The organism is Nocardia sp. NPDC049526 (genome assembly GCF_044465765.1).
GTDB lineage: Bacteria > Actinomycetota > Actinomycetes > Mycobacteriales > Mycobacteriaceae > Nocardia.
Genome location: NZ_JBITMA010000001.1, coordinates 922,011 through 945,655, shown reverse-complemented (window position 1 = coordinate 945,655; position 23,645 = coordinate 922,011). Strand labels below are relative to the sequence as shown.

General features: G+C 65.9%; 15 protein-coding genes and 1 tRNA gene. 11 read left to right on the top strand and 5 right to left on the bottom strand.

Annotated elements, in window-relative coordinates; genetic code table 11:
- Positions 1–93 precede the first annotated feature (93 nt).
- Together ACIBW7_RS04130 and ACIBW7_RS04125 are read left to right on the top strand one after the other, a co-directional pair.
- The gene (locus ACIBW7_RS04130) at positions 94–1,113 is read left to right on the top strand and encodes an ArsA-related P-loop ATPase (protein WP_397044202.1); all 1,020 of its coding nucleotides are present in this window, start codon (positions 94–96) and stop codon (positions 1,111–1,113) included.
- The gene (locus ACIBW7_RS04125) at positions 1,110–2,249 is read left to right on the top strand and encodes an ArsA family ATPase (protein WP_397043830.1); all 1,140 of its coding nucleotides are present in this window, start codon (positions 1,110–1,112) and stop codon (positions 2,247–2,249) included. The genes ACIBW7_RS04130 and ACIBW7_RS04125 overlap by 4 nt, the downstream gene beginning before the upstream one ends.
- Positions 2,250–2,362: 113 nt before the next feature.
- On the opposite strand, the gene ACIBW7_RS04120 is transcribed toward ACIBW7_RS04125, so the two are convergent.
- A complete protein-coding gene (locus ACIBW7_RS04120) occupies positions 2,363–2,686 on the bottom strand; it encodes a WhiB family transcriptional regulator (RefSeq protein ID WP_040686051.1) in 324 nt (107 codons plus the stop codon).
- 444 nt (positions 2,687–3,130) lie between these two features.
- Between ACIBW7_RS04120 and ACIBW7_RS04115 the strand changes: the two genes are divergently transcribed.
- Positions 3,131–5,503, top strand: coding sequence for a penicillin-binding protein (locus ACIBW7_RS04115; protein ID WP_397043828.1), 2,373 nt, complete (start codon positions 3,131–3,133; stop codon positions 5,501–5,503).
- Between the two features lie 61 nt (positions 5,504–5,564).
- Here ACIBW7_RS04115 and ACIBW7_RS04110 read toward each other — a convergent pair whose 3' ends face one another.
- Positions 5,565–6,029: a GatB/YqeY domain-containing protein gene (locus tag ACIBW7_RS04110; protein WP_063046865.1), complete on the bottom strand. Its 465-nt coding sequence runs from the start codon at positions 6,027–6,029 to the stop codon at positions 5,565–5,567.
- Positions 6,030–6,199: 170 nt separating this feature from the next.
- Between ACIBW7_RS04110 and ACIBW7_RS04105 the strand changes: the two genes are divergently transcribed.
- The 7 genes from ACIBW7_RS04105 (at position 6,200) to ACIBW7_RS04075 (ending at position 16,612) form a co-directional block, all read left to right on the top strand.
- A complete protein-coding gene (locus ACIBW7_RS04105; protein WP_397043825.1) occupies positions 6,200–7,162 on the top strand; it encodes a metallophosphoesterase in 963 nt (320 codons plus the stop codon).
- A gap of 126 nt (positions 7,163–7,288) precedes the next feature.
- Positions 7,289–8,509 carry a hypothetical protein gene (locus ACIBW7_RS04100; protein ID WP_397043824.1) on the top strand — a complete coding sequence of 407 codons (1,221 nt, stop codon included), beginning with the start codon at positions 7,289–7,291 and terminating at the stop codon, positions 8,507–8,509.
- A 60-nt stretch (positions 8,510–8,569) separates the two neighbouring features.
- Positions 8,570–8,643: transfer RNA gene (locus tag ACIBW7_RS04095), tRNA-Pro, on the top strand.
- Positions 8,644–9,178: 535 nt separating this feature from the next.
- Positions 9,179–9,886 carry a GntR family transcriptional regulator gene (locus ACIBW7_RS04090; protein WP_397043822.1) on the top strand — a complete coding sequence of 236 codons (708 nt, stop codon included), beginning with the start codon at positions 9,179–9,181 and terminating at the stop codon, positions 9,884–9,886.
- Between the two features lie 9 nt (positions 9,887–9,895).
- Positions 9,896–13,546, top strand: a complete 3,651-nt coding sequence (gene uca, locus ACIBW7_RS04085; protein WP_397043820.1) for an urea carboxylase — start codon at positions 9,896–9,898, stop codon at positions 13,544–13,546.
- On the top strand, positions 13,543–15,276 hold the full coding sequence (gene atzF / locus ACIBW7_RS04080; protein ID WP_397043818.1) for an allophanate hydrolase: 1,734 nt from the start codon (positions 13,543–13,545) through the stop codon (positions 15,274–15,276). Before uca ends, atzF begins: the two co-directional genes overlap by 4 nt.
- 97 nt (positions 15,277–15,373) lie before the next feature.
- A complete protein-coding gene (locus ACIBW7_RS04075) occupies positions 15,374–16,612 on the top strand; it encodes an FAD-dependent monooxygenase (RefSeq protein ID WP_397043816.1) in 1,239 nt (412 codons plus the stop codon).
- Positions 16,613–17,230: 618 nt separating this feature from the next.
- On the opposite strand, the gene ACIBW7_RS04070 is transcribed toward ACIBW7_RS04075, so the two are convergent.
- From ACIBW7_RS04070 to ACIBW7_RS04060, 3 genes are all read right to left on the bottom strand, one after another.
- Positions 17,231–18,691: a catalase gene (locus ACIBW7_RS04070; protein WP_397043814.1), complete on the bottom strand. Its 1,461-nt coding sequence runs from the start codon at positions 18,689–18,691 to the stop codon at positions 17,231–17,233.
- The gene (locus ACIBW7_RS04065; RefSeq protein WP_397043812.1) at positions 18,642–19,133 is read right to left on the bottom strand and encodes a Fur family transcriptional regulator; all 492 of its coding nucleotides are present in this window, start codon (positions 19,131–19,133) and stop codon (positions 18,642–18,644) included. Before ACIBW7_RS04065 ends, ACIBW7_RS04070 begins: the two co-directional genes overlap by 50 nt.
- Positions 19,134–19,988: 855 nt before the next feature.
- Complete coding sequence (locus ACIBW7_RS04060; protein ID WP_397043810.1) at positions 19,989–21,347, bottom strand: AAA family ATPase; 1,359 nt, start codon at positions 21,345–21,347, stop codon at positions 19,989–19,991.
- A 948-nt stretch (positions 21,348–22,295) separates the two neighbouring features.
- On the opposite strand from ACIBW7_RS04060, the gene ACIBW7_RS04055 reads away from it, so the two are divergent.
- Positions 22,296–23,645: a serine hydrolase domain-containing protein gene (locus tag ACIBW7_RS04055; RefSeq protein ID WP_397043808.1), complete on the top strand. Its 1,350-nt coding sequence runs from the start codon at positions 22,296–22,298 to the stop codon at positions 23,643–23,645.

The window sequence follows — 23,645 nt, the reverse complement described above, 5'->3', positions numbered from 1 at the left end:
GCAGAATCCCTGAAAAATGAGGCGCTGACCATATCGCTGGGACGCGATGTCAGAACGGGTTATAGGCTCGCGATCGTGGGAGTACCAACAGCAGTGCCTATTTCGGCGGAGCCGGGGCCGGAAACGGGTTGGCCGGAGCGCGCGGATAAGGCCCGCCTGCACTATGTCTCCGGCAAAGGGGGAACCGGCAAGTCGACGGTCGCCGCCGCACTGGCACTCGCGCTGGCCGCGGGCGGACGGCGGGTGCTGTTGGTCGAGGTGGAGAGCAGACAATCCATTGCCCAACTGTTCGATCTGCCGCCGCTGCCGCCCACCGAAACCAGGATCGCCACCGCGGACGGCGGCGGTGAAGTAGTCGCGCTCGCACTCGATATCGAGCACGCCTTCCTCGAATACCTGGATATGTTCTACAACTTGGGCTTCGCCGGGCGGGCGATGCGCCGGGTCGGCGCCATCGAATTCGTCACCACGATTGCGCCCGGTCTGCGCGATGTCATCCTGACCGGCAAGATCAAGGAATGCGCGGTCCGGGTGGATAAGCAGGGCAAGCCCGTATTCGACGAAATCGTCGTCGACGCACCGCCGACCGGACGGATCGCCAGCTTCCTCGATGTCACACAGGCCATGGTCGAGGTGGCCAAGGGCGGCCCGATCGCCTCGCAGGCCGAGGGCGTCTCCAGGCTGTTGCACTCCGATCAGACGATGATCCACCTGGTCACCCTGCTCGAGGCGCTCCCGGTGCAGGAAACCGCCGACGCCGTCGCCGAACTCACCGCCAATGACCTGCGGATCGGCACCGTCATCGTGAACCGGGCGACAAAGGGCCAACTGCCGGCCGACGTGCGTAATAAAGCCGCACTGGGCGATATCGACCGCGACGCCATTCGCGCCGGACTCACCGAGACCGGAATTTCTTTGTCGGACCAGGACTTCCAGGGCCTGATCACCGAAACCGTCGAGCATTCGGCCACTTTGCGGGCACAGGACGAAAGCGCCGCCGAACTCGCGAAGGTGGATGTATCGCGGATGTATCTGCCCGCGCTCGCCGACGGCATGGATCTCGGTGGCATCTATGAACTTGCCGAACATCTGAGCAAGCAGGGGGTCCGATGAGTAATCCGAATGTGGCCACGCCACTGGATGTTTCGAGCATCATCGCCGATCCCACCGCGCGGGTGGTGGTCTGCTGCGGCTCCGGCGGCGTCGGCAAGACGACCACCGCGGCTGCCATCGGATTGCGCGCGGCCGAGCAGGGGCGCAAGGTCGTGGTGCTCACCATCGACCCGGCACGTCGGCTGGCCCAGTCACTAGGGGTCGCCGATCTGGACAACACCCCGCAGCGGGTGGCGCTCGGTCCGGAGGCCAAGGGCGAATTGCACGCGATGATGCTCAATATGCGGCGCACCTTCGACGATATGGTGCTCGAGCACACCAGCCCGGAGAAGGCGGAACAGATTTTCGCCAACCCCTTCTATCAGACGGTCGCCTCCTCCTTCGGCGGTACGCAGGAGTACATGGCGATGGAGAAGCTCGGTCAGTTGGCCGGGCACAAGGAGTGGGACCTGATCGTGGTCGACACTCCCCCGTCCCGCAATGCCCTCGACTTCCTCGATGCGCCGAAGCGGCTCGGAAACTTCTTGAACGGCAGGATGATCCGGGTCATCATGGCTCCCGGTCGCGGTGTCACCCGATTGGTGACCGGTGCGATGAGCCTGGCCGTGCGCGGTGTGTCGACCATTGTCGGCGGCCAGATGCTCAAGGACGCTTCGAATTTCCTGCAGTCGCTGGACTCGCTGTTCGGTGGTTTTCAGGATCGCGCGGATCGCACGTACGCGATGCTCTCGAAGCCGGGAACGCATTTCCTGGTGGTCGCGGCCGCCGAGCCGGATGCGCTGCGCGAGGCGTCGTTCTTCGTCGACCGCCTCTCGACCGAACGCATGCCGCTGGCCGGACTGATCTTGAACCGGACGCACCCGGTGCTCAGCTCACTGTCCGCGGATCATGCGCTGACCGCCGCCGATCAGCTGGCCGAATCCGATCCGCTGACCGCCGCGGTGCTGCGTGTCCACGCCCAGCGGGTCGCCACCGCCAAGCGTGAACAGCATCTGCTGCACCGGTTCACCGGTGCGCATCCGCGGGTGCCGATCACCTCGGTGACCGCACTGCCCTTCGAGGTCTCCGATCTGGAGGCACTGCGTGCCGTCGCGGCGCAACTCACCGATGCGCACCCGGTCGAGGTGACCGCCTGAGGCGTGATCGGCGGCGAAATCGACTGAGCGACTGTGTCATTCTGATGTCGGTTTGATATAGAGCCATTAACGAAGCCGAGCCCGCAATCGCGGGCTCGGCTTCAGTCCCAGGGTTAGATTGCAATTTGATGCTGACGCTGGGCTTGGAAAAAGTCGGCCCAGGACGTCACCTCCGGGTGCTGCTTGAGCAGCGCACGACGCTGCCGTTCGGTCATTCCACCCCACACGCCGAATTCGACTCGATTGTCGAGTGCATCGGCCCCACACTGCATCAGCACCGGGCAATGCCTGCAGATCGTCGCCGCCTTGCGCTGCGCCGCGCCGCGGACGAACAGTTGATCAGGGTCTACTTCCTTGCATCGGGCCTGGGCTACCCAGGCGATCCTTGCTTCGGCCTGCTCTACGTCCAATCGAGCGATGGGGGTTGTCATGTGCATTTGGTGTGCCCCTTTGCAGTCCGAACACCGGGTCAACGGCGCTCCAGAATCGCGTGTCAGTGTCGCAGCAACCCAAACCCCGCTGCGAACTGCACCACATTCCACTTTGAGTGTTAGCTCTATCACACTGGGTTCTCAATCTAGGTAAAGGTATGGCTTCTGCGCAAGACCGTCCCGAGACTTTTTGGTACGTCCGTCCCTGCAACCGTGATCCAGAACCGGGCGGTCGACTCCACCTGCGGCCCGCCCCTCCGCGACACGCCGGAATCCATCCCGCGACACGCCCAATCGGGGCAGGCTGCGCCTCGCCGGCGCTCGGCTCCGCCGGCCCCGTGCGGGGCTGTGTCTATTGCTCACTCGCTGCGCTCGCTCGAGAACTCCAGGATCCGAGCCACTCGCAAACACACCCGAGAGCGCCAGATCGGCACCCCGTACTCTGGGTCCGTGCCGATCACACATACGCTCGCGAGGCTGGCCGGCAGCTGCGCGCTGGCCGCCGTGCTCGTCGCCGGGTTGTTGTTCCCTCTCGCAGGCGGTTTCGGGTTCGTCTCCAACCGCGCCGCCGACGCCGTCGACAATGTGTCCGCAGAGCTGGTGGAGGGCACCGTCCCCGCCGTCTCGACCATGGTCGACGCGAACGGAACGCCCATCGCCTGGTTGTACGAGCAGCGCCGCTTCGAGGTCCCCAGCGACAAGATCTCCAACAATATGAAGTTGGCGATCGTCTCCATCGAGGATCGGCGCTTCGCCGAGCACGCGGGGGTGGACTGGACCGGCACCATGCGCGCGTTCGTCACCAATACGAGCAGCGGCGAGGTTCAACAGGGTGCGTCCACCCTCGATCAGCAATATGTGAAGAACTTCCAGCTACTCGTCGTCGCCAAGACCGACGCCGAGCGCCGGGCCGCAATCGAGACCACTCCCGCGCGCAAACTGCGCGAGATCCGGATGGCGCTCACCCTGGACCGGGAGCTGACCAAGGACGAGATCCTCACCCGATACCTGAATCTCGTCCCGTTCGGTAACTCCTCCTACGGCATCCAGGACGCGGCGCAGACCTACTTCGGCGTCGACGCCGCGAATCTGAATGTGCCGCAGTCGGCGATGCTCGCGGGCATGGTGCAGTCCAGCTCGAAGCTGAATCCCTACACCAATCCCGAGGGTGTGCTGCAGCGGCGCAATACCGTGTTGGACACGCTGATCCAGAACATCCCCAGCCGCGCCGACGAATTCCGCAAGGCCAAGTCCGAACCGCTCGGCGTGCTCCCCGAGCCCAAGGGCCTGCCGCGCGGCTGCATCGCCGCCAACGATCGCGGCTTCTTCTGCGACTACGCGCTGCAGTACCTGGCCAATGCCGGTATCAGCCGCGAGCAGATCAATACCGGTGGCTACACGATCAAGACCACGCTCGATCCGGCTCTGCAGGATTCGGTGAAACGCTCGGTCACCGAGGCCGCGAACCCGAACCTCGACGACATCGCCCAGGTGATGTCGGTGGTCGGGCCGGGACAGGATTCGCATCCGTTGCTGGCCATGGCCAGCAGTCGCACCTACGGCCTGAACCGCGAAGCCAACGAAACGGTGCAGCCGCAGCCGTATTCGATGGTGGGTGACGGCGCGGGCTCGATTTTCAAGATCTTCACCACGGCCGCGGCCATGGAAAAGGGCCTCGGTATCAACGCCCAGCTCGATGTGCCGGGCCGGTTCGAGGCGAAGGGCATGGGTAACGGTGGTGCGCGCGGCTGCCCGCCCGCCACCTACTGCGTGCAGAACGCGGGTAACTACAAGTCGCCGATGTCGGTGACCGAGGCGCTGGCCACCTCGCCGAATACCGCGTTCGTCAAGCTGATCCAGGCCGTCGGGGTCACCCCGACCGTCGATATGGCGGTGCGCCTCGGCATGCGCTCCTACACCGAGGCGGGCAGCTCGGGCCACGGCAACCAGAGCCTGGCGGACATGATCAAGGAACAGAACCTCGGCTCGTTCACCCTGGGCCCGGTCGCGATCAACCCGCTGGAGCTGTCGAATGTGGCCGCCACCCTGGGCTCCGGCGGCCGGTGGTGCCCGCCCTCGCCGATCAAGGAGGTGATCGACCGCTCCGGCAAGACGGTGCCGCTCACCCAGCAGGCGTGCGAGCAGGTCGTCGATCCCGGACTGGCGAACACCCTGGCCAACGCGCTGAGCAAGGACGACGTCAGCGGTACGGCGGCCGGCGCTGCACAGGCCACCGGCTGGAACCAGCCGCTGTCGGCCAAGACGGGAACCACCGAGAGCCACCGCTCCTCGGCGTTCCTCGGCTTCACCAACTCGCTTGCGGCCGCGGCCTACATCTATGGCGACAGCCCGACACCCGGTGAGATCTGCTCGTTCCCGCTGCGCGGCTGCGGCGATGGCAATCTCTTCGGTGGTAATGAACCCGCTCGTACCTGGTTCAACGCGGTCAAGCCGGTGATCGGGAACTTCCCGCCGCCCGCACTGCCACCGCTGGACGACAAGTATGTGCGCGGGTCCAACCAGGCCCAGGTCCCCGATGTCGCGGGCATGACCCAGGGTCAGGCGACTGCCGCACTGGTCGCCGCGGGCTTCCAGGTCTCGCCGGTGAACGGCACCGGTGCGCCGCCGAAGGGGACAGTGATGGGGACAGCGCCGAATGGGTCGGCGATTCCCGGGTCGGTGATCACGATCTATATCAGCGACGGGACGGAACGCGCCCCCGCGCCGGCACCTGGACCGGCGCCTGCGCCTGGTCTGCCGATTCCGGGCATTCCAGGCATTCCGGGATTCCCGAGCATTCCCGGATTCCCGGCCCCCCGATAGCGCTTCATAAATACGAAAGCCGCCGACCTGGATCCCGGATCGGCGGCTTTCTTCTGTACGGCTACAGACGCGACTTCACGGCGGCGGAGATGCGGGAGCCGTCGGCCTTACCCGCGGCGATCGCGGTGGCGGCCTTCATGACCTGGCCCATCTGCCGCATGCCCGGGCGCTCGCCGAGTTCCTGGGCGACCTGCGCGATCGCGGTATCGGCGACGTCGGCGACCTCGGCGTCGGTCAGCTGCGTCGGCAGATATTCATCGATGATGCGCGCCTCGGCGTGTTCGTTGGCGGCCAGTTCGCCACGCCCGGCCTGGGCGTAGACCTCGGCCGACTCGCTGCGCTTCTTCGCCTCTTTCTGCAGTACGGCGATGACCTCGGCGTCGGAGAGCTCACGTGCCTGCGAGCCCGCGACCTCCGCGGTCTGGATGGCGGCGAGCAGCATCCTGAGGGTGGCGAGGCGCAGCGTGTCCTTGGCTTTCATCGCGGCGGTCATATCCGCACGCAGCTGCGATTTGAGTTCCGACATGTGCCACACGGTAGCCGTTTCCCCCTTCCCGGCCCACTACATTTGGTGCCCGATCCGGATTCACCACACTCGCCGTAGCGACTGCTTGCAGGGTCGCTCGAAACGACCAACCGACCGCTTGTGCGGAAACACACTCGGCGTTCCGCACCGGGGTCACCTATGCTGGGCAAATGCCCGTAATCTCGACCTCCGCCATCCGACGAACCGCGTTGGGAGCCGCCGGGGCCGCGGTGGCCGGTATCGGCTACGCCTCGCTGATCGAACGAAATGCCTTCGTACTGCGCGAGGCCACGATGCCAGTGCTAGAGCCGGGCTCGTCGTCACTACGGGTGCTGCACATCAGCGATCTGCACATGATGCCTGGTCAGAAGCTCAAGCAGCAGTGGCTGCGGGAGCTGGATCGGCTGGAGCCGGATCTGGTCGTCAATACCGGCGACAATCTCTCGCACCAGAAGTCGGTACCCGCGGTGGTTCAGGCCCTCGGCGGATTGCTTTCCCGCCCGGGCCTTTTCGTTTTCGGCAGCAATGACTATTTCGCGCCGGTCCCGAAGAATCCGGCGAAATACTTCAAGAAGGATCACCGTAGGGTGTACGGCGCGCCGCTGCCGTGGAAGGACCTGCGCGCGGCATTCACCGAGCGCGGCTGGCTCGATCTGACTCATGTCCGCCGTGATGTCGAGGTCGCGGGCATCCGAATCGCGAGCGCGGGCGTCGACGATCCGCATCTGCAGCGTGACCGGTACGACACCGTCGCCGGTGCGCCCAATCCGCTCGCCGTGCTGAGCATCGGCCTGACCCACTCCCCCGAACCCCGGGTGCTGGATCGCTTCGCCGAGGACGGCTACGACCTGGTCATGGCCGGACATACGCACGGCGGCCAACTGTGCCTGCCCGGATACGGTGCGCTGGTCACCAACTGCGGTATCGATCGCTCGCGGGTGAAGGGCTCGTCCAAGTGGGGCGCGCATACCCAACTGCACGTCTCCGCGGGTCTGGGCACCTCGCCGTGGGCGCCGTACCGCTTCTGCTGCCGTCCCGAGGCGACGCTGCTGACGCTGGTCGCCGCGCCGCCGAAACGTCCCAATGCCGCTAGCGGACAGGGCGTTTCCCCCTCGGAGGCCATCGCCCGCTGAGTTCCGCTAAGGTCCTTTGCCGAGACTGACGTCAGGCATGGGACAGCGTGAGCGAGCGGAGCGAGTGAACCATCGATACAGCGGGCAAACGCGCACGACGGAGCCGAGCGCCTGCGAGGCGGAGTCGTGAGTGATCTCGACGACCGGCGCGAACCCGGTACGCCTTATCAGCAACAGCCTTATGGCGCAGAGCAGTTCGGCCCTGCGCTGGGACAGCCCGGATCCGGGGCGCAGTCGGGGGCCGACGCGGCGCACGGCACATTCGGTGCGCCGGTCCAGCTCGATCCGGCCGCACTGTCGCCGTTCGGCCCCGAACCCACGGCCGCACCGTGGAACGGCGGCGGCGCACCCGCCCCGGCCGTGCCGTGGCAGCAAACGGCAAGCGCCCCTGGTCAATTCGATCCGACCCTGCAGTGGGCGCCGCAACCCGCTCCGGCATGGCAGCCGGGCCCGGCGACGCAATTCCAGCCCGGCGCAACACCATCCGGACCGTATGGCGGTATGCAAGCGCCCCATGGCCCGGGCGGTGGCTCCAATGCGTTCTTCAGTGACCGATTCGCCGCGGACTTGGCCGCCGCGTCGAGCGCGAACCGACCGGGCCGCGGGCGCCGCACCGCATGGATCGCCGCCGCGGTCGCGACGCTCGTGGTCGCGGGCGGGGCGACGGCGGCGATCGTCACGGCCAACCATGGATCCGACGACACCACGGCGCAGAATCCGGTCCCGTCGATGGTGAGCGCACTCACCCCCACGGGTTCACATACGTCGACCCAGCCGACCACCACCAAGCACGCCCCCGCCAATAACGAGACCCCCGTCGTACCCGGTTACCAGGTAGTGGTGGCCTCGGACCTCGGGGCCGCCTATGACGTACCCGCCGACTGGACGGTCGCCCCCGACGGCAAGGTCGGCGGCTTCGGCGATCCGCCGGACGCTGTCACCGGCAAGGGGCTGGCCACCGACGGGAAGAGCTACTGCCCCGGCTCGACCCGCACCGTGGCCTTCCTGACCGGCTCCAAGGACACCGATTCGGCAACCGCCGCAACCGAACTCGGCACCAGGACCGCCAAGATCGCCTACACCAACTCACCGGGCGGTACCCCGGGCGCCGCACAGCCGCTCCGCTCGCTCGACGGTTCCCAGCAGGGCATGTTCGTGGAGACCAAGGGCACTGCGACCAAGGTCAATCCGGGCTGCGCAACCGAGTACTCGGTCTATACCTTCGCCACCCCCACCGATAGCGGCAATTTCGTCATGGTGATCGCTGCCGACACCGGCGTCCCCAATGCCGTCGACGCGGCCACCGCGATGCGCATCTTCACCAGCATTCGCCCCCACCAAGGCTGATTGACCTGCGGGTTTAACGTCTGGACGTGAGCTGTTGTAAGCTACTCCAGGTTCGCTTCACGGGGTGTGGCGCAGCTTGGTAGCGCGCTTCGTTCGGGACGAAGAGGTCGCAGGTTCAAATCCTGTCACCCCGACTCGTGGTTGAGACGAATGGCTCCGCCCCCGGCCCGCACAGGTCGGGGGCGGAGCTGTTTTCGCTGGTTGGCCCGGCGGTCCGGGGTCGGCCACCACACCGCGCAGGCGATGACCGCTAGTAGCCCGCACACCAAGGCGAGCAAGCCAACGATCACGAACGCATCCATCGTTACCTCCCGAGACTTCTCGTAGGTGCACCCGGCGCCGGGGGCGGATCGCCACCGACCGGCGGCGGTAGACGGGCGGTGTGCCTGAAGTACGGCATCGACCCGGCGCCGGGGCTGATCTCCAGCCTGCTGCGGCGATGTGTCGTGCGATAGCGCGGTGGCGTTGCCAGGTGTTGCTGTCTGCTCCACCTCACTGTGCACCGCCGGTGAGAATTTCCGGAAGGAGGCGCGCCGAGAACGGACCGAATGGACGCTCGGCCGTTCCGATATGTCCTCAGATGTCCCATATTGGGCGGTGAGCAGACTCTTACCGCTTGCTAACGTGCGGTCATCTCGACGAAACGCGAGGTCCATAGCGTATACACCCATGTCGACACGGGTGGCCACACTGGCGGATGCGGCGGGACGGCCGCTGCGGGACGTTGTTTATACGACTTTGCGCGGCGAGTTGATGAACGGGGATATCCGGTTCGGTGAGCGCCTGACGGAGCCCAAGCTGTCGACCCGGTTCGGTATCTCGCGGACGCCGGTCCGGGAGGCGCTGACCATGCTGTGCTCGGACGGACTGTTGCAGCGGGAGGAATACGGCTTCACTCCGGTGCGGCCCAGCATTCCCTTGATCCGGGACCTGTACGAGCTGCGAATCACCTTGGAGCTCGGCGGAATTCAACGCGCCATCGATAATCCGGCGGTCGTGCACGACTATGCGCTATTGGCGGCCGAGCGCGAGGCCTGGCTGGCCCTGCGTGCGGATCCGCCCGAGCAGGAGCCCGGTTTCGTGGTGCGCGACGAGGAGTTCCACGTCACGCTGTTGACGGCGGCTGGCAATGCCGAACTGGTGCGCTCGCTGAAGGCGGTGAATTCGCGGATACGGCATGTGCGGATGTACGACTTCATGGTCAACAACCGGATCGAGACCACCATAGCCGAGCATTTGGGAATTCTGGACGCCGTTCTGGCACAAGACCTTCCGCTGGCGTATCGGCTACTGCACACCCACATCGGCGAATCGCTCGATGTCGTTCTCGATCGGGTCACGCGGGCCATTGCCGCGATGTCCTTGGCAACTGAATAGGGGTTTCCGGTGACACTGGAATTCGACACGGTTCTGGTCGCCAATCGCGGCGAAATCGCCTGCCGGATCATGCGGACGGCGCGTGCGCTCGGTCTGAAGACCGTCGCCGTGTACTCCGACGCCGATGTCGGTGCCGCGCATGCCGAAATCGCCGATGTCGCAGTGCATCTGGGGTCGAGTCCCGCGGCGGAGTCCTACCTGCGTGCCGACCTGGTAGTCGAGGCGGCGCTGTCGACGGGTGCGGGCGCGATTCACCCCGGATACGGATTCCTTTCGGAGAATGCGGATTTCGCCACGGCAGTGACCGATGCCGGGATCGCATTCGTCGGGCCTACGCCGGAGCATTTGCGCATCTTCGGCGATAAGCACATCGCTCGCGAGACCGCCGAAGCCGTTGGGGTGCCGCTGATTCCGGGTAGTGGACTGCTCGAATCGGCCGAGCACGCGGCGGCCGAGGCCGAACGCATCGGCTATCCGGTAATGCTCAAGGCGGTCGGTGGCGGCGGTGGGATCGGCATGCAGGCCTGCGGTAATGCCGATGAGCTGCGGTCGGCGTATCTGCGCGTGCAGCGTTTGGCTGCGACGAATTTCTCCTCGACCGGCGTTTTCCTGGAGAGGTTCGTGGCGCAGGCCAGGCATATCGAGGTGCAGCTGTTCGGCGACGGTCGCGGGCGCGTGGTGAGCCTCGGCACCAGGGATTGTTCGCTGCAGCGGCGCAATCAGAAGGTCATCGAGGAAGCGCCCGCACCCGGACTCGCGCCGGAGCTGTCGGAGCAGTTGCTCGCGGCGTCGCGGGAGTTGGCCAGATCGGTGGGGTACCGATCGGCGGGCACGGTGGAGTTCGTCTACGACGTCGAGCGCGGTGCGGCCTCGTTCCTGGAGATGAACACCCGGCTGCAGGTCGAGCATCCGGTGACCGAGGCGGTGGCCGGGGTCGATCTGGTCGAGTGGATGCTGCGGCTGGCGGGCGGGGACAGCTCGATGGTCGACGAACTGCCCGAGACCGGACCGGCGATCAGCGGATGGGCCGTGGAGGCGCGGGTCTACGCCGAGGATCCGGGACACGATTACCGGCCGAGTGCCGGTTTGATCACGGCCGCGACCTTTCCGGTGGATACCGCGGTTCGGGTCGATACCTGGGTCGCGACGGGCACCGAGATCAGCCCGTACTACGACCCGCTGCTGGCCAAGGTGATCGCGTCGGGGACCACTCGCGACGTGGCCTTCGCGGGATTGCGCGATGCGCTGGCCGCGACCAGGATCTACGGGGTCCAAACGAATCTGCCCCAGTTGCGGGCGGCGAGCGCCGATGCCGTGGTGCTCGACGCGGACCACGTCACGACGACGCTGGCCGATATCCGACCCGTCGGCCATCGCATCGATGTGCTGCGCGGTGGCACGATGACCACGATCCAGGATCATCCGGGGCGAATCGGCCTGTGGCAGGTCGGGATTCCGCCGTCGGGTCCGATGGACGATCTGTCGTTCACCCTGGCCAATATCGCCGTCGGCAACCCCGCAGGTGTGCCCGCGCTGGAATGCACGCTCCAGGGTCCGCAGGTGCGTTTCGCCGATACGACCGTGGTGTGCGTGACGGGTGCTTCGACGCCGGTGACGGTGGACGGACAGCCGGTCCCGATGTGGCAGCCGGTGACCGTCCCGGCCGGGTCGGTACTCGATATCGGCGCACCGTCGGACGCCGGAATACGCACCTACCTCGCGGTACGCGGCGGCATCGATGCGCCGCTCTATCACGGCAGCGCCGCCACCTTCACCCTCGGCGGTTTCGGCGGCAGCACCGGCAAAGCCATTGTCGCGGGGGATGTGCTGGGAATCGTCAGGAATCGGCCCGAACTCGCCGAGCCACAAGCGGTTCCACTCGACGAGCGACCCGGATTCACGCACGTCTGGCAATTGGCCGTCGGTATCGGACCACAGACCGCACCCGCCTATTTCACCGATGCGGATATGGACCAATTCTATTCGCACCCTTGGAAAGTCGGCAGCCACGCGAACCGCACCGGCATCCGGCTGGAGGGCCCGAAGCCGACCTGGTCGCGCACCGACGGTGGCGATGCGGGATTGCATCCGTCGAATCTGCACGACAACCCGTACAGCGTCGGAACATTGAATGTCTCCGGCGATACCCCGATCCTGCTCGGCCCGGACGGTCCGAGCCTCGGCGGCTTCGCCTGCCCGCTCACTGTGATCTCGGCGCATCGGTGGAAACTCGGCCAGTTGCGTCCCGGCGATACCGTCCGCTTCGTGCCCGTCGACGACGACCGGGCCACCGCGCTGCGCCGTTCGAACACCGCCCGCGCCAAGGCCGAAGCCCCAACTACGGCGCTGAGCCTGCTCACCGGTTCCCGCAAGCCGGTCGGACTGGACGATCGCGGCGTCGTCGGCACCGTTGCGGCGGGTGCGGATCGCCCGCAAGTCGCCTATCTGCGCGGCGGCGATGACAATATCCTGGTCGAATACGGCGAGATGGTATTGGATCTCGGTCTGCGCATGCGGGTGCACGCACTCGCCGAGGCGCTGGCGGGCACCGGACTGCCCGGCATCATCGATGTGACACCAGGTGTCCGATCGCTGCACATCCACTTCGATCCCGAAGTGCTGCCGCAGTATCGGCTGCTCGGTACGCTGACCGATCTCGAGTCCGAACTGCCCGCAACCCACGACCTCGTGGTCCCGAGTCGCACCATCCGATTGCCGCTGTCGTTCGACGATCCCTCGATTGCCGAGGCCATCGATCGATACCGCAGCGGGGTCCGCGATACCGCGCCGTGGTTGCCTTCGAATACCGAATTCATCCGCCGCATCAATGGACTCGACAGCGTCGAGGATGTGCGTGCCGCGGTCTTCGCCGCCGAGTATCTGGTGCTCGGCCTGGGTGACGTCTATCTCGGTGCGCCACTGGCGGTTCCGCTCGATCCGCGGCATCGGCTGGTCACCACCAAGTACAACCCGGCGCGCACCTGGACGCCGGCGGATGCCGTCGGCATCGGCGGCAAGTACCTCTGCGTATACGGCATGGCATCACCGGGCGGCTATCAGCTGATCGGCCGGACCGTGCCGATCTGGTCCAGCTACCGGCAATCCGCACCGTTCGAAACAGGCACTCCGTGGCTGTTCCGATTCTTCGATCGCATCGTCTGGGAGCCGGTGACTCCCGAACTGTTGCTGGAACAGCGCGCGGCCGCCGCGGCGGGCCGTTTCGACGCCGAGGTCAGCGATGGCACCTTCGCACTCGCCGATCACCTGCGGCTACTCGCCGAAAATGCCGAAGCCATAGCGGAATTCGAGACCAAACAGGCCATCGCGTTCGAAGCGGAGAAACAGGCCTGGCGCGCCGCGGGGGAATTCGAGCAGAGCACGATCGTCCAGAGCGTGCCCGAACCCACTTCCGATCCACTGGCCGGATTACCGCCGGACGCAACGGTGGTCACCGCACCGATGATCGGCAATGTCTGGCGGGTGGAAATCGAGGTGGGCCAGCGTCTCGGCGCGGGTGATCCGGTGGCCATCCTGGAGGCGATGAAACTCGAATTGCCGGTGCACAGCCCGGGCACCGGCACGGTACTGAAGGTACTGGCCACCCCAGGCGCGAAAGTGGAACCGGGAACCCCACTAGCAGTGATCGGAGCCGCCGAATGACCGCAGGCGTCCTAGGCAATACCGAAGTCCATGGCACGCCGACCGCGCGGGTCGCCGCCGCCTATCGGCGCATCGTGGAGGTCGATCGACCGGAGGTGTGGATCACGCTGCGCGCCGAGGCCGATGTCGCCGCCGAGGCCGCGGCCGTCGAGCAGCGGCTCGCCGCAGGTGAATCCTTGCCGCTGGCAGGGGTATTGGTCGCGGTCAAGGACAATATCGATGTCGCGGGACTGCCGACCACCGCGGCCTGCCCTGAATTCGCCTACACCACCGAGGTCACCGCGGCGGCGATCGAGCGCCTCGTCGCGGCGGGCGCATTGGTCCTCGGCAAGACCAATCTGGATCAGTTCGCAACCGGGCTCGTCGGTACGCGCAGCCCATACGGCGCGGTTCGCCATGCGCACGATCCGGAGTTGATTTCCGGCGGGTCCAGTTCCGGATCGGCAGTCGCGGTAGCTCTCGGTATCGTGGATGTCGGAATCGGTACGGACACAGCGGGTTCCGGGCGCGTCCCGGCCGCACTGCACGGAATCGTCGGTCTCAAGCTCACTTTGGGGATCATTCCGGCACATGGGGTGGTTCCGGCGTGTGCGGACTACGACGCCGTGACGGTCTTCGCCGCCGACCTCGACAGCGCGGTCGCGTCGGCCGCGGTCATGGTCGGACCGGAGCCACGGGATCCGCGCAGCCGGTCCTGGCCCGCCGATGTTCGGCTCGCCGCACCACAGACCATCCGGCTGGCGGTCCCGCGCGCCGAGGATCTCGTCGCGCTCAGCGATTCGTACCGAGATGCGTTCGCCCGCACCGTATCCGCGGTGACGAGCACCGGGATCACGACCGAAGAGGTCGATATCTCCGGGATGCTCGATGCCGCGCTTCTGCTCTATGACGGCGCGATCGTCGCGGAACGCTATGCGGCCGTCGGCGCATTCCTCGATACCGCGCCGGCGAGCGCCGATCCCACCGTGACGGCCATCATCAATGCCGCGCGAGCAACGACCGGCCCTGGATTCGCGGCTGATCTGGATACCTTGGCGCGAGCCAAGGCTGCGGCGGCGGTGACATTGCAGGGGTTCGCCGGACTGCTCTTGCCGACGACCACGGAGCATCCGAGTATTGCTGCGGTACAAGCGGATCCGTTCGGCATCAACCGGAGAATGGGCACCTTCACGAACTTCTGCAATCTCCTGGATATGGCGGCCGTCGCCGTCCCCGGCCTACCCACCGCGACCGACGCGCCCTTCGGCGTGATGGTCGTGACGCCCGCCTTCGCCGATCAGGTCGCCGTCGATATCGCCGCCCGCATCATCGGCGCGGACAACGCCCCGACACTGGTCGAAGACGGCGTCGAGCTGGCCGTGTTCGGCGCGCACCTACGGGGTCAGCCGCTGCACTGGCAGTTGGAGGAGATCGGCGCACGCTTCACCGGCGAGGTCCGCACCACCGACGCCTACCGCCTGACCGCACTCGACACCACACCCGCGAAACCTGGACTGGTGCGCCACGGCCCGGGACTCGGTGCGCCGATCCTCGGCGAGCTGTTCCGGGTATCGGCGGCGGGACTCGGCCGCTTCCTCGCCGCGCTGCCCGCGCCGATGGCGCTGACCAGTATCGAATTATCCGACGGACGTGCGGTTATCGGCTTCGCCTGCACTTACGATGCCGCAGGTACCGCCACCGATATCACCTCCTACGGCAGTTGGAAGGCCTACTTGCAGAACCAGAACTAGCCGCTGACTCAAACGTCTTACACATTTGTACTAGACAAACGTTCAACACGTCTGTTAGACATATGTGCAAGACATTCGAGCCAGTGAGGAACAGATCATGAGCAACACCATCCCCGCCACCAACCGCCCGCGGGTCCTCGTCTGCGGCGGCGGCATCGGCGGCAACGCCGTTGCCCTGCAACTGCTCCGTGCCGGGATCCGGGCCACCGTGGTCGAGCGGGCGGCCGCCCCGCGCCCCGGCGGGCAGGCTGTGGATCTGCGCGGCCCGAGCGTCGAGGTGGCGGAGCGGATGGGGCTCATGCCGGGCATCCGCAAATCCCAACTGGATGAGCGCGGCATGGTTTTCGTGGACAGCGAGGGCAAGGAACTGCTGCGCATGGCCGCGGAGGTCTTCGAGGGCAAGGGCGCGGTCGCCGAGATCGAGATCACCCGCGGCGACCTGAACCAGGTGCTGCTCGATCTGCTCGACGAGGCGGGCGGTGTCGACTACCGCTACGGCGAATGGGTTACCGAGATCAGTCAGGACGACGCGGGCGCGGATGTCACCTTCGCCTCCGGCAGCACCGAGCGGTTCGACATCGTGATCGGAGCGGACGGACTGCATTCCTCGACCCGGCGCCTGGTCTTCGGCCCGGAGGAGGATTTCTCCACCTACCTCGGCGGCTACATGTCCTTCTTCACGCTGCCGACGCCCGACTATGCGGAGCAGCACTGGATCGCGATGAACTCCTTGGTCGGCGCGACCGGTGTGGGCCTGCGTCCGGATGCCGATCCGGCCACCTGCAAGGCACTGGTCGTCATTCGCGACGCCGCGAATCCGGCATTGCGACGTGATGTCGCGGCACAGCAGCAGCTCATCCGCGAGCGACTGGCCGACGGCGGCACGATCGCGAACACCGTCCGCGATGCCATGGCCACCGCCGACGACTTCTACTTCGACGAGTTGGCCCGCATCGATGTCCCGAACTGGTCCAAGGGCCGCGTGGTGCTGCTCGGCGACGCGGGCTACTGCGGTTCGCCGCTCACCGGACAGGGCACCGCGATGGCGCTGGTCGGCGCGTACGTCCTGGCCGGTGAAATCGCCGCGCACGCAACCGATCCCGAAAAGGCGCTGGCCCGCTACGAAGAGGTGCTGCGGCCGTTCGTCGCCACCGCGCAGGAGCTGCCGCCCGGCGGCCTGCGGTCGATGACGCCCCAATCGCGCTTCGGCATTCGCGCGGGTCTGTTCGTCAGCAGACTGATGACCACCAAGATCATGAAGCCGCTCATGATGAAGATGCTCACCAAGACCGAGAGCTACGAACTGCCTGATTACTCGGTTCAGATGGTCGGCTGACCGCTCTAGGCCCGGCCGGGCCGGTCACCCCTCGTGAACCGGCCCGGCCACATACACCCTTGGATGGGATCGTCGGCACGCACCGAATGGTTACCTTCGGCAGCGGCGACTGATTCGCCGGTCAGCTCCGGGAAGAGCCATCCGAAGTGGTTGCCCCCGATAAGCGCCAGCGGGCCGGTCACCCCTCGTGGACCGGCCCGGCTGGCACTACCCCCGTGACGCGACCTGTTACCCCTCGTGAACAGGTCGAGTCCGGTTCCCCACCCCCGGTGGTGGCTTGTGTTGCGGTGTTGACACAAACAATGCCGTCGCGGGCTTGTTGGGCACTTAAGAAGACCTTGCAGGAACAAAACCCCAGGTAGTCGCACTATTTGTAGAAGATCCCGACAAGTTTGCGGCGCGGTGGCGCGAATCGGCGGATGATGGTGGGTAAGGGCGCCAGTGAGATTGGAGCGGCGATGGAAACCGTGGTTGTCTGGGTGTTGGCCTGCCTGCTCTATTGGTGGGGCCTGTTGTAGTTCCGAGGCCTGGGGCCCGTGGAATCCTGCCCCCCGCATACGAAAAGCTCCGCCTCCGACCGAAATGGTCAGGGGCGGAGCTGTTTTCGGACCTGAGCTATCAGCCGTCCAGTCCGGCGCGGGCACCTTCCTCGACGCGCTTGCCGAGTTCGGCGTCCACGTTCTTCCAGTATTCGAAGACTCGGGACAGCACCGGCTCGCGCACACCGCCCAGCACATGGCCGACGATATTGTCCACTAGACGATCTCGCTGCTCGTCGTCGAAGACCTCACGTACCAGGGTGCCCGCCTGGGTGAAGTCGCCGTCCTCGGCGTGCACGATATAGCCGGCGCGTACGACGGTCGGGTCGAACTCCCAGACGCCGCCATCGGGCGCCCGCTCCGGATCCGCATGCGGACCACCGAACGAATTCGGCGCGTAGACAGGCACATTCGCGTCGTTGTAGTCGTAGCGCATCGCGCCCTCCTTGGAGTAGGAGTTCACTTCCGCGGCGCGTGCGCGGTTCGGCGGCAGCTGCGCGTAATTGGTGCCGATGCGGTAGCGGTGCGCGTCCGCGTAGGCGAATACCCGGCCGAGCAACATCTTGTCGGGCGAAAAGCCCACGCCGGGAACGACATTCGAGGGTTCGAAGGCGGCCTGCTCGATATCGACGAAGTAGTTGCCCGGATTGCGGTTCAGGGTCCACTTACCGACCTCGATGAGCGGGTAGTCCCGATGCGACCACACCTTGGTCAAGTCGAACGGATTGAAACGGTAGCCCTCGGCCTCGGCGACCGGCATGACCTGCACGTACAGGGTCCAGCTCGGGAACTCGCCGCGCTCGATCGCCTCGTACAGATCGCGGCGGTGGTAGTCGGCGTCCGCACCGGCCAGGCGATCGGCATCGGCCTGGGTCAGGTAGTCGATGCCCTGATCGGTCTTGAAGTGGTATTTCACCCAGAAGCGCTCGCCCGCGGCATTGATCCACTGGTAGGTGTGCGAGCCGTAGCCGTTCATATGACGGTAGGTCTTCGGGATGCCGCGATCGCCCATCAGCCAGGTGACCTGGTGCGCGGTTTCCGGACGCAGGGTCCAGAAGTCCCACTGCATATTGTGATCGCGCAGGCCGCTGCCGGGCAGGCGCTTCTGCGAATGGATGAAGTCCGGGAACTCGAGCGGATCCTTGATGAAGAAGATCGGGGTGTTGTTGCCGACGAGGTCGTAGTTGCCATCCTCGGTGTAGAACTTCACCGCGAAACCCCGTGGGTCGCGCCAGGTGTCGGGGCTGCCCTGTTCGCCCGCGACGGTGGAGAACCGCGCCAGCGATTCGGTCCGCGCGCCCGGCCGGAAGAGCTTGGCCTTGGTGTAGCGGGTCACGTCATTGGTGACCACCAACTCGCCGTATGCGCCCGCGCCCTTGGCGTGCACGATCCGCTCCGGCACCCGCTCCCGGTTGAACTGGGCGAGCTTTTCGATGAGGTAGTGGTCGTGCAGCAGGATCGGGCCCTGGGTGCCCGCGGTGAGCGATTCGTTATCGCTCGATACCGGCGTTCCGGTGTTGGTGGTGGTCGGCTTGGTCATCGGCGGCCTCCTTCGCTGAATGTGTACGGCAGGTCGGGCACAGACCCCAGAAGACGACCTCGGCCTCGTCGATCACGAACCCGTGCGCGTCCTCGGGTTCCAGGCAGGGGGCTGCGCCCACGACACAGTCGATATCGACGACCGTGTCGCAGCTTCGGCACACCAGATGGTGATGGTTGTCCGCGACCCTGGCCTCGTACAGCGCGGGCGAACCGGCGGGTTCGATGCGCCGCAGGATTCCGGCGTTCACGCAGGCCCGGAGCACGTCATAGACGGCCTGCGTGGATACCGAGCCCAGGGTTTCGCGGACGGCGGCGGTCAGCCGATCAGCATCCGAATGCGGCCGGGCCGCGACCGCGGCCAGCACCGCGACCCGCGGGGCGGTAACCCGCAGGCCGGCCGCGCGCAAGCGTTCGCGCGGATCGGTGAGGTTGGTGTGCATACATCCGATGGTTGCGCCTTTTCTGGAATTAGTCAAGAACTTGAAGAAATCAAGGAAATTGTTTGTCCCGCGGGTGAGCTGTGGCGTTCGGATCCGGACGGCTGGGCGCTTCGAGACGCAACCGCGCCGCCGATGACGCACGCTTCCGCGCACCTCCAGGGCACAGGAGTCGCACACCTCCAGGAGATCCCGCACACCCCGGGGCGCAGACGACGCGCAGCTCCAGGGATGCAGATGCCGCACACGTCCGGGGGCGCAGATGCCACACACATCCGGGGCAGACGACGCGCAACTCCCGGCACGCAGGTGACACATACCCCCGGGACGGAGATGCCACACACCCCAGGAAGCAGACGCCACGCACCCTTAGAACGCAGACGACGCGCAGCTCCCAGGGACGCCCGTGACGCACACACCTCCAGGTGGAGATGCCACACACCCCGGGACACAGACGGCCCACACCCCGGAACACAGACGACCCGCAGCTCCCAGGGACGCCCGTGACGCACACACCTCCAGGTGGAGATGCCACACACCCCGGGACACAGACGGCCCACACCCCGGAACACAGACGACCCGCAGCTCCCAGGGACGCCCGTGACGCACACACCTCCAGGTGGAGATGCCACACACCCCGGGACACAGACGGCCCACACCCCGGAACACAGAGGACGCGCAGCTCCAGGACACAGATGCCACGCACCCCCAGGACGCAGATGCCGCACACGTCCGGGGGTGCAGACGACACGCACCGCTACGGCGCAGACGACGCGCAGCTCCAGGGACGCCGACGATGCGCCCTCCACCGGACGGAGTGCGGGTTGGTATCGGCCGAGCGACTCCGGCGCGCCTGTTTCAGGAGCGGAACTTCTTGGCTCGCATGTACTTCGCGAGCTCGTCGTAGGTGCCGTCGCCATTGGCGAATTCGATTACGTTGCGGGCGGATTCGAACCAGGGGCCAGCGCTCGGCTTGATCTGGCTAAGTGCGACTTCGATATCGGCCATGCCGACCGGGCGCACGGTGCCGGTGCTGATCGAGTCGGCCATCGCCAATTGCGTTGCCGAGGTACAGATATGGGCCAGATCGGCACCGGAGAAGCCGTCGGTGCGGCGCACGATCGCCGGGAGATCGATGCCCGCGACCGGACGATCCCTCAGGTGGTAGTGCAGGATCGCCCGGCGCGCGTCCGAATCCGGCAGGCCGACCAGGATCATGCGGTCGAACCGGCCGGGGCGGCGCAGGGCGACATCGAGGTCCCACGGATGGTTGGTGGCGCCGAGGATGTAGACGCCGTCGTTGCTGTGGGTGGCCGAATCCATTTCGTTGAGCAGCTGATTCACCACATTGCGCATCCAGGCCGAACCCGACATCTGACTGCGCTTGTGCCCGAGGGCGTCGACCTCGTCGAGGAACAGCACGCAGGGGGCATTGCTGCGGGCCATTTCGAAGACCTCGTGCAGATTGCGCTCACCGGAACCGTGATAGATATCGAGGATGTCGGCGATCTCGATGGGGTAGAAGTTCGCACCGAGTTCACCGGCGACCGCCGCGGCGATGAAGGTCTTACCACAGCCGGGCGGGCCGTAGAGCAGCAGTCCGCCGCGCGCGGAAGTGCCGAAAGCCTTGGCGAATCCGGGATTTCGGATCGGACCGAGCAGGGTGAGTTCGAGCTGACGCTTCACATCCTGCATGCCGCCGACATCGGCCAGCTTGACGGTGGGCTTCTCGAATACGCCGACATCGGAGTCGGTGACGAATTCGCGCGCGCCCTCATCGATGAATGCGGGGGCGATGATATCGCCGACCTGCTCTTCCGCTGCCGCCCAATCATATTGCGATGGATCGTCTTTCGCCTCATCCGGTGCCGACTCGTTTGGCGTGGCGTTGCCTGGCGCGGGCTGAGTCGGCGATGGCTGGGCCAGCGTGGGCTCGCTCGACGTCGGCCGGCTCAGCATAAGCTCGCTCGACGTCGACTGGGTCGGTGCGGCGGGGGGCGCCGCACCATTTGCGAGCGCAATCGTGCAGTGCTGCAACAACTCCAGCACTCGAGCATATCCGGGTTCCTGACCGAGCGCGGTCGCGCACTGGGCCAGTGCCTCAGCATGGCGGCCACGATCGATCAGCAACTCGATCACCCGCACCCGCAGCGCGAGCACCTCCGGACTGCGCTCCAGCGCGGCCAGCATTTCGGTCAGTACCAGATCATCGGACACGCCGGTCCCCCTCTTCACCTCGTGAGCTCGTTGATTCTAGATTGCGGTGCGCGAGTCCGTACCGGCCCGAACCACCACCCGCGGGTAGCCGACAGTGCCAGGACCTGCCCGTCGAGCGGCCATGCCGCATCTGATCACGCTCGCTGGGTGCGCGGTGCGGCGGAGGCGTGCCGCCCATAGATCTGCCGGTCCATATCCGGTCTCGAGTGCGAAGACGCCGGCTTCTGCCGTGATGGCAAAGACCGGGCGCCAGCCCCGCTGGGCTTGTCCTGAATGACGACGCAGTTTGGGATAGCTCAATGAATACCTATCGGTCGGTTTTATGGCTGTGGCAGCAGTACCCGTCCGTGCTGCACAGGCAGGTCCGCGCCGCACAGCAGCTGGAATTTCTCGGGACCGACGACACCCATCGGGGGCGGGATCGGACCAGGTGGCTTGCGTTGTGCGCATCACATCGCATTTCGTGGAATAGATCGGGACGGCGGACCGTTGATCACATCTGTCGGCGTCCGGACAGCCCCGGGCCTCACCCCATTCGTCGCTACGAGCGACCACTCGCCGAGAGGCGCTTGTGGGACGTCGGCACTCGAGTCGTGACGTTGGCGTGGCGTCCGGCGACTCAGCGCCGCCAGGTTTACCAACCTGGCGGCGTTTCGTATTTCCGGAGCGGCTCGGCTCGTGGTCGACCGCGGTGTGGTCGATGATGCAGCCATGGCAACGCACGGCGACGCGCTGCGACGCGGGCTCGGACTCACCGACTCGGTGGTCATCGGGCTCGGGTCCATGGTCGGCGCGGCCGCTGCTGGCGTCCGAAGTGCGGATCGATTTGGACGAGCTGCGCGTGGCCGATGCGTTACGACGTCGAGCGGCGTGCCGAGTTGGCAATTGACTGAGACGCATTCAGCCTGTTGCCCCGTCTGGCGAGGTCGGTCGCGATAGCCTTTGCGCATGGGGCGCATCTACGGATTCCTGGCCGGAATTGCCGCGGTATCGCTGGTCGCGGGAAGCGTTTTCGCCGGAGGTGCGCAGGCCACGCACACCGAGCAGCTGTCATGTGGAGTGTCGTCCGGGCGGGAGCCGCAACGGGCGGCGCCGGAACAGGTTGGACTGGATTCGGAGCGGCTCGCGGAGGCATTGGAGTTCGCGAGCGGGCGTAATCGGTTGAACGTGCAGGTTTTCCGGCACAATTGCCTGATCGGCGAGGGGCCGACGAACGACCAGACCGGCAATGTCGCCTGGAATATCTGGAGTGCGACGAAGAGCGTTGTTTCCGTGCTCGCCGGAATAGCCTGGGATCAGGGGAAACTCGATATCGAAGCGCCGATCGACCGGTATCTGCCACCCGGACTCGGTGATGCGCAGCACCGATCGATCACCGTGGAGAATCTGCTCACCGAAACATCCGGCATGAAGGTGGGCGTGCTCACCGAGGGCGTCACCGGGGTGATTCCACTCGATCCGAATAGTGCCGTGCAGGCGCTCGGGGTGCCGTTGGACAATCCGCCGGGCGCGGCATTCAGCTACAGCCAGCGCAATGTCGATCTGCTCGCCTATGTCCTCGAATTGGCCGTCGGAGAACCGCTGCAGCAGTTCGCGCAGCGTGAGCTTTTCGATCCGCTCGGCATCGAACGCGGCGATTACTACTGGGCGCGCGATCGCGCCGGGCACACCTACGGATACGCCCATCTGATGATCCCGCCGAACGATTTCGCCAAGCTCGGGCTGCTGGTGAGCAATAACGGGAGCTGGGGCGGGCAGCAAATCGTCTCGCAGAGGTATCTGCACAAGGCACGCCAGCCGTCAGCAGCGAACAAGTGCTACGGCTATCTGTTCTGGATCGGACCGGGGTGTGCCGAGACCCCCGACTACCTACCCGCCGACATTTACTCGATGTCGGGACTCGGCCTGCAGAACGTCTTCATCATGCCGAGCCTGGATTTGACGGTGGTGTGGACCGGAGCCTTCGGAAATGTCAGCAACGAGGGCATTTCGGGGATCGTGCAGAACACCGCAGAGCTGCCGTACGAATTCTTCCGACGGCTGTTCGCGGCCTTCGAAGTCCGTCCGGTGCCCGATCCGGGTCCGTATGTGGAGCCGCCGCTGCGTCTGGATCCGAGGCGGTTCGTGGATACGAATCTGCTGCTCGCGGTCTTCGGCATCGGACCCGCGGCATATCCGGGCTGCAATGTCTTCAGCTGCCTGAACTACCCGTTGGCGCCGCCGTTCGCCGATACCGCACCCGGGTGCGTCATCCTGGTCTGCCTCGGACCGGATCCGCGCACACCGGGCATCCGCTGA

What these genes read in the sequence shown, in the direction of transcription:
- ACIBW7_RS04125 (WP_397043830.1), top strand. Translation starts at nt 1,110, where the DNA reads ATGAGTAATCCGAATGTGGCCACGCCACTGGATGTTTCGAGCATCATC.
- ACIBW7_RS04120 (WP_040686051.1), bottom strand. Translation starts at nt 2,686, where the DNA reads ATGCACATGACAACCCCCATCGCTCGATTGGACGTAGAGCAGGCCGAA.
- ACIBW7_RS04110 (WP_063046865.1), bottom strand. Translation starts at nt 6,029, where the DNA reads ATGTCGGAACTCAAATCGCAGCTGCGTGCGGATATGACCGCCGCGATG.
- ACIBW7_RS04105 (WP_397043825.1), top strand. Translation starts at nt 6,200, where the DNA reads ATGCCCGTAATCTCGACCTCCGCCATCCGACGAACCGCGTTGGGAGCC.
- ACIBW7_RS04090 (WP_397043822.1), top strand. Translation starts at nt 9,179, where the DNA reads ATGTCGACACGGGTGGCCACACTGGCGGATGCGGCGGGACGGCCGCTG.
- atzF (WP_397043818.1), top strand. Translation starts at nt 13,543, where the DNA reads ATGACCGCAGGCGTCCTAGGCAATACCGAAGTCCATGGCACGCCGACC.
- ACIBW7_RS04075 (WP_397043816.1), top strand. Translation starts at nt 15,374, where the DNA reads ATGAGCAACACCATCCCCGCCACCAACCGCCCGCGGGTCCTCGTCTGC.
- ACIBW7_RS04070 (WP_397043814.1), bottom strand. Translation starts at nt 18,691, where the DNA reads ATGACCAAGCCGACCACCACCAACACCGGAACGCCGGTATCGAGCGAT.
- ACIBW7_RS04065 (WP_397043812.1), bottom strand. Translation starts at nt 19,133, where the DNA reads ATGCACACCAACCTCACCGATCCGCGCGAACGCTTGCGCGCGGCCGGC.
- ACIBW7_RS04055 (WP_397043808.1), top strand. Translation starts at nt 22,296, where the DNA reads ATGGGGCGCATCTACGGATTCCTGGCCGGAATTGCCGCGGTATCGCTG.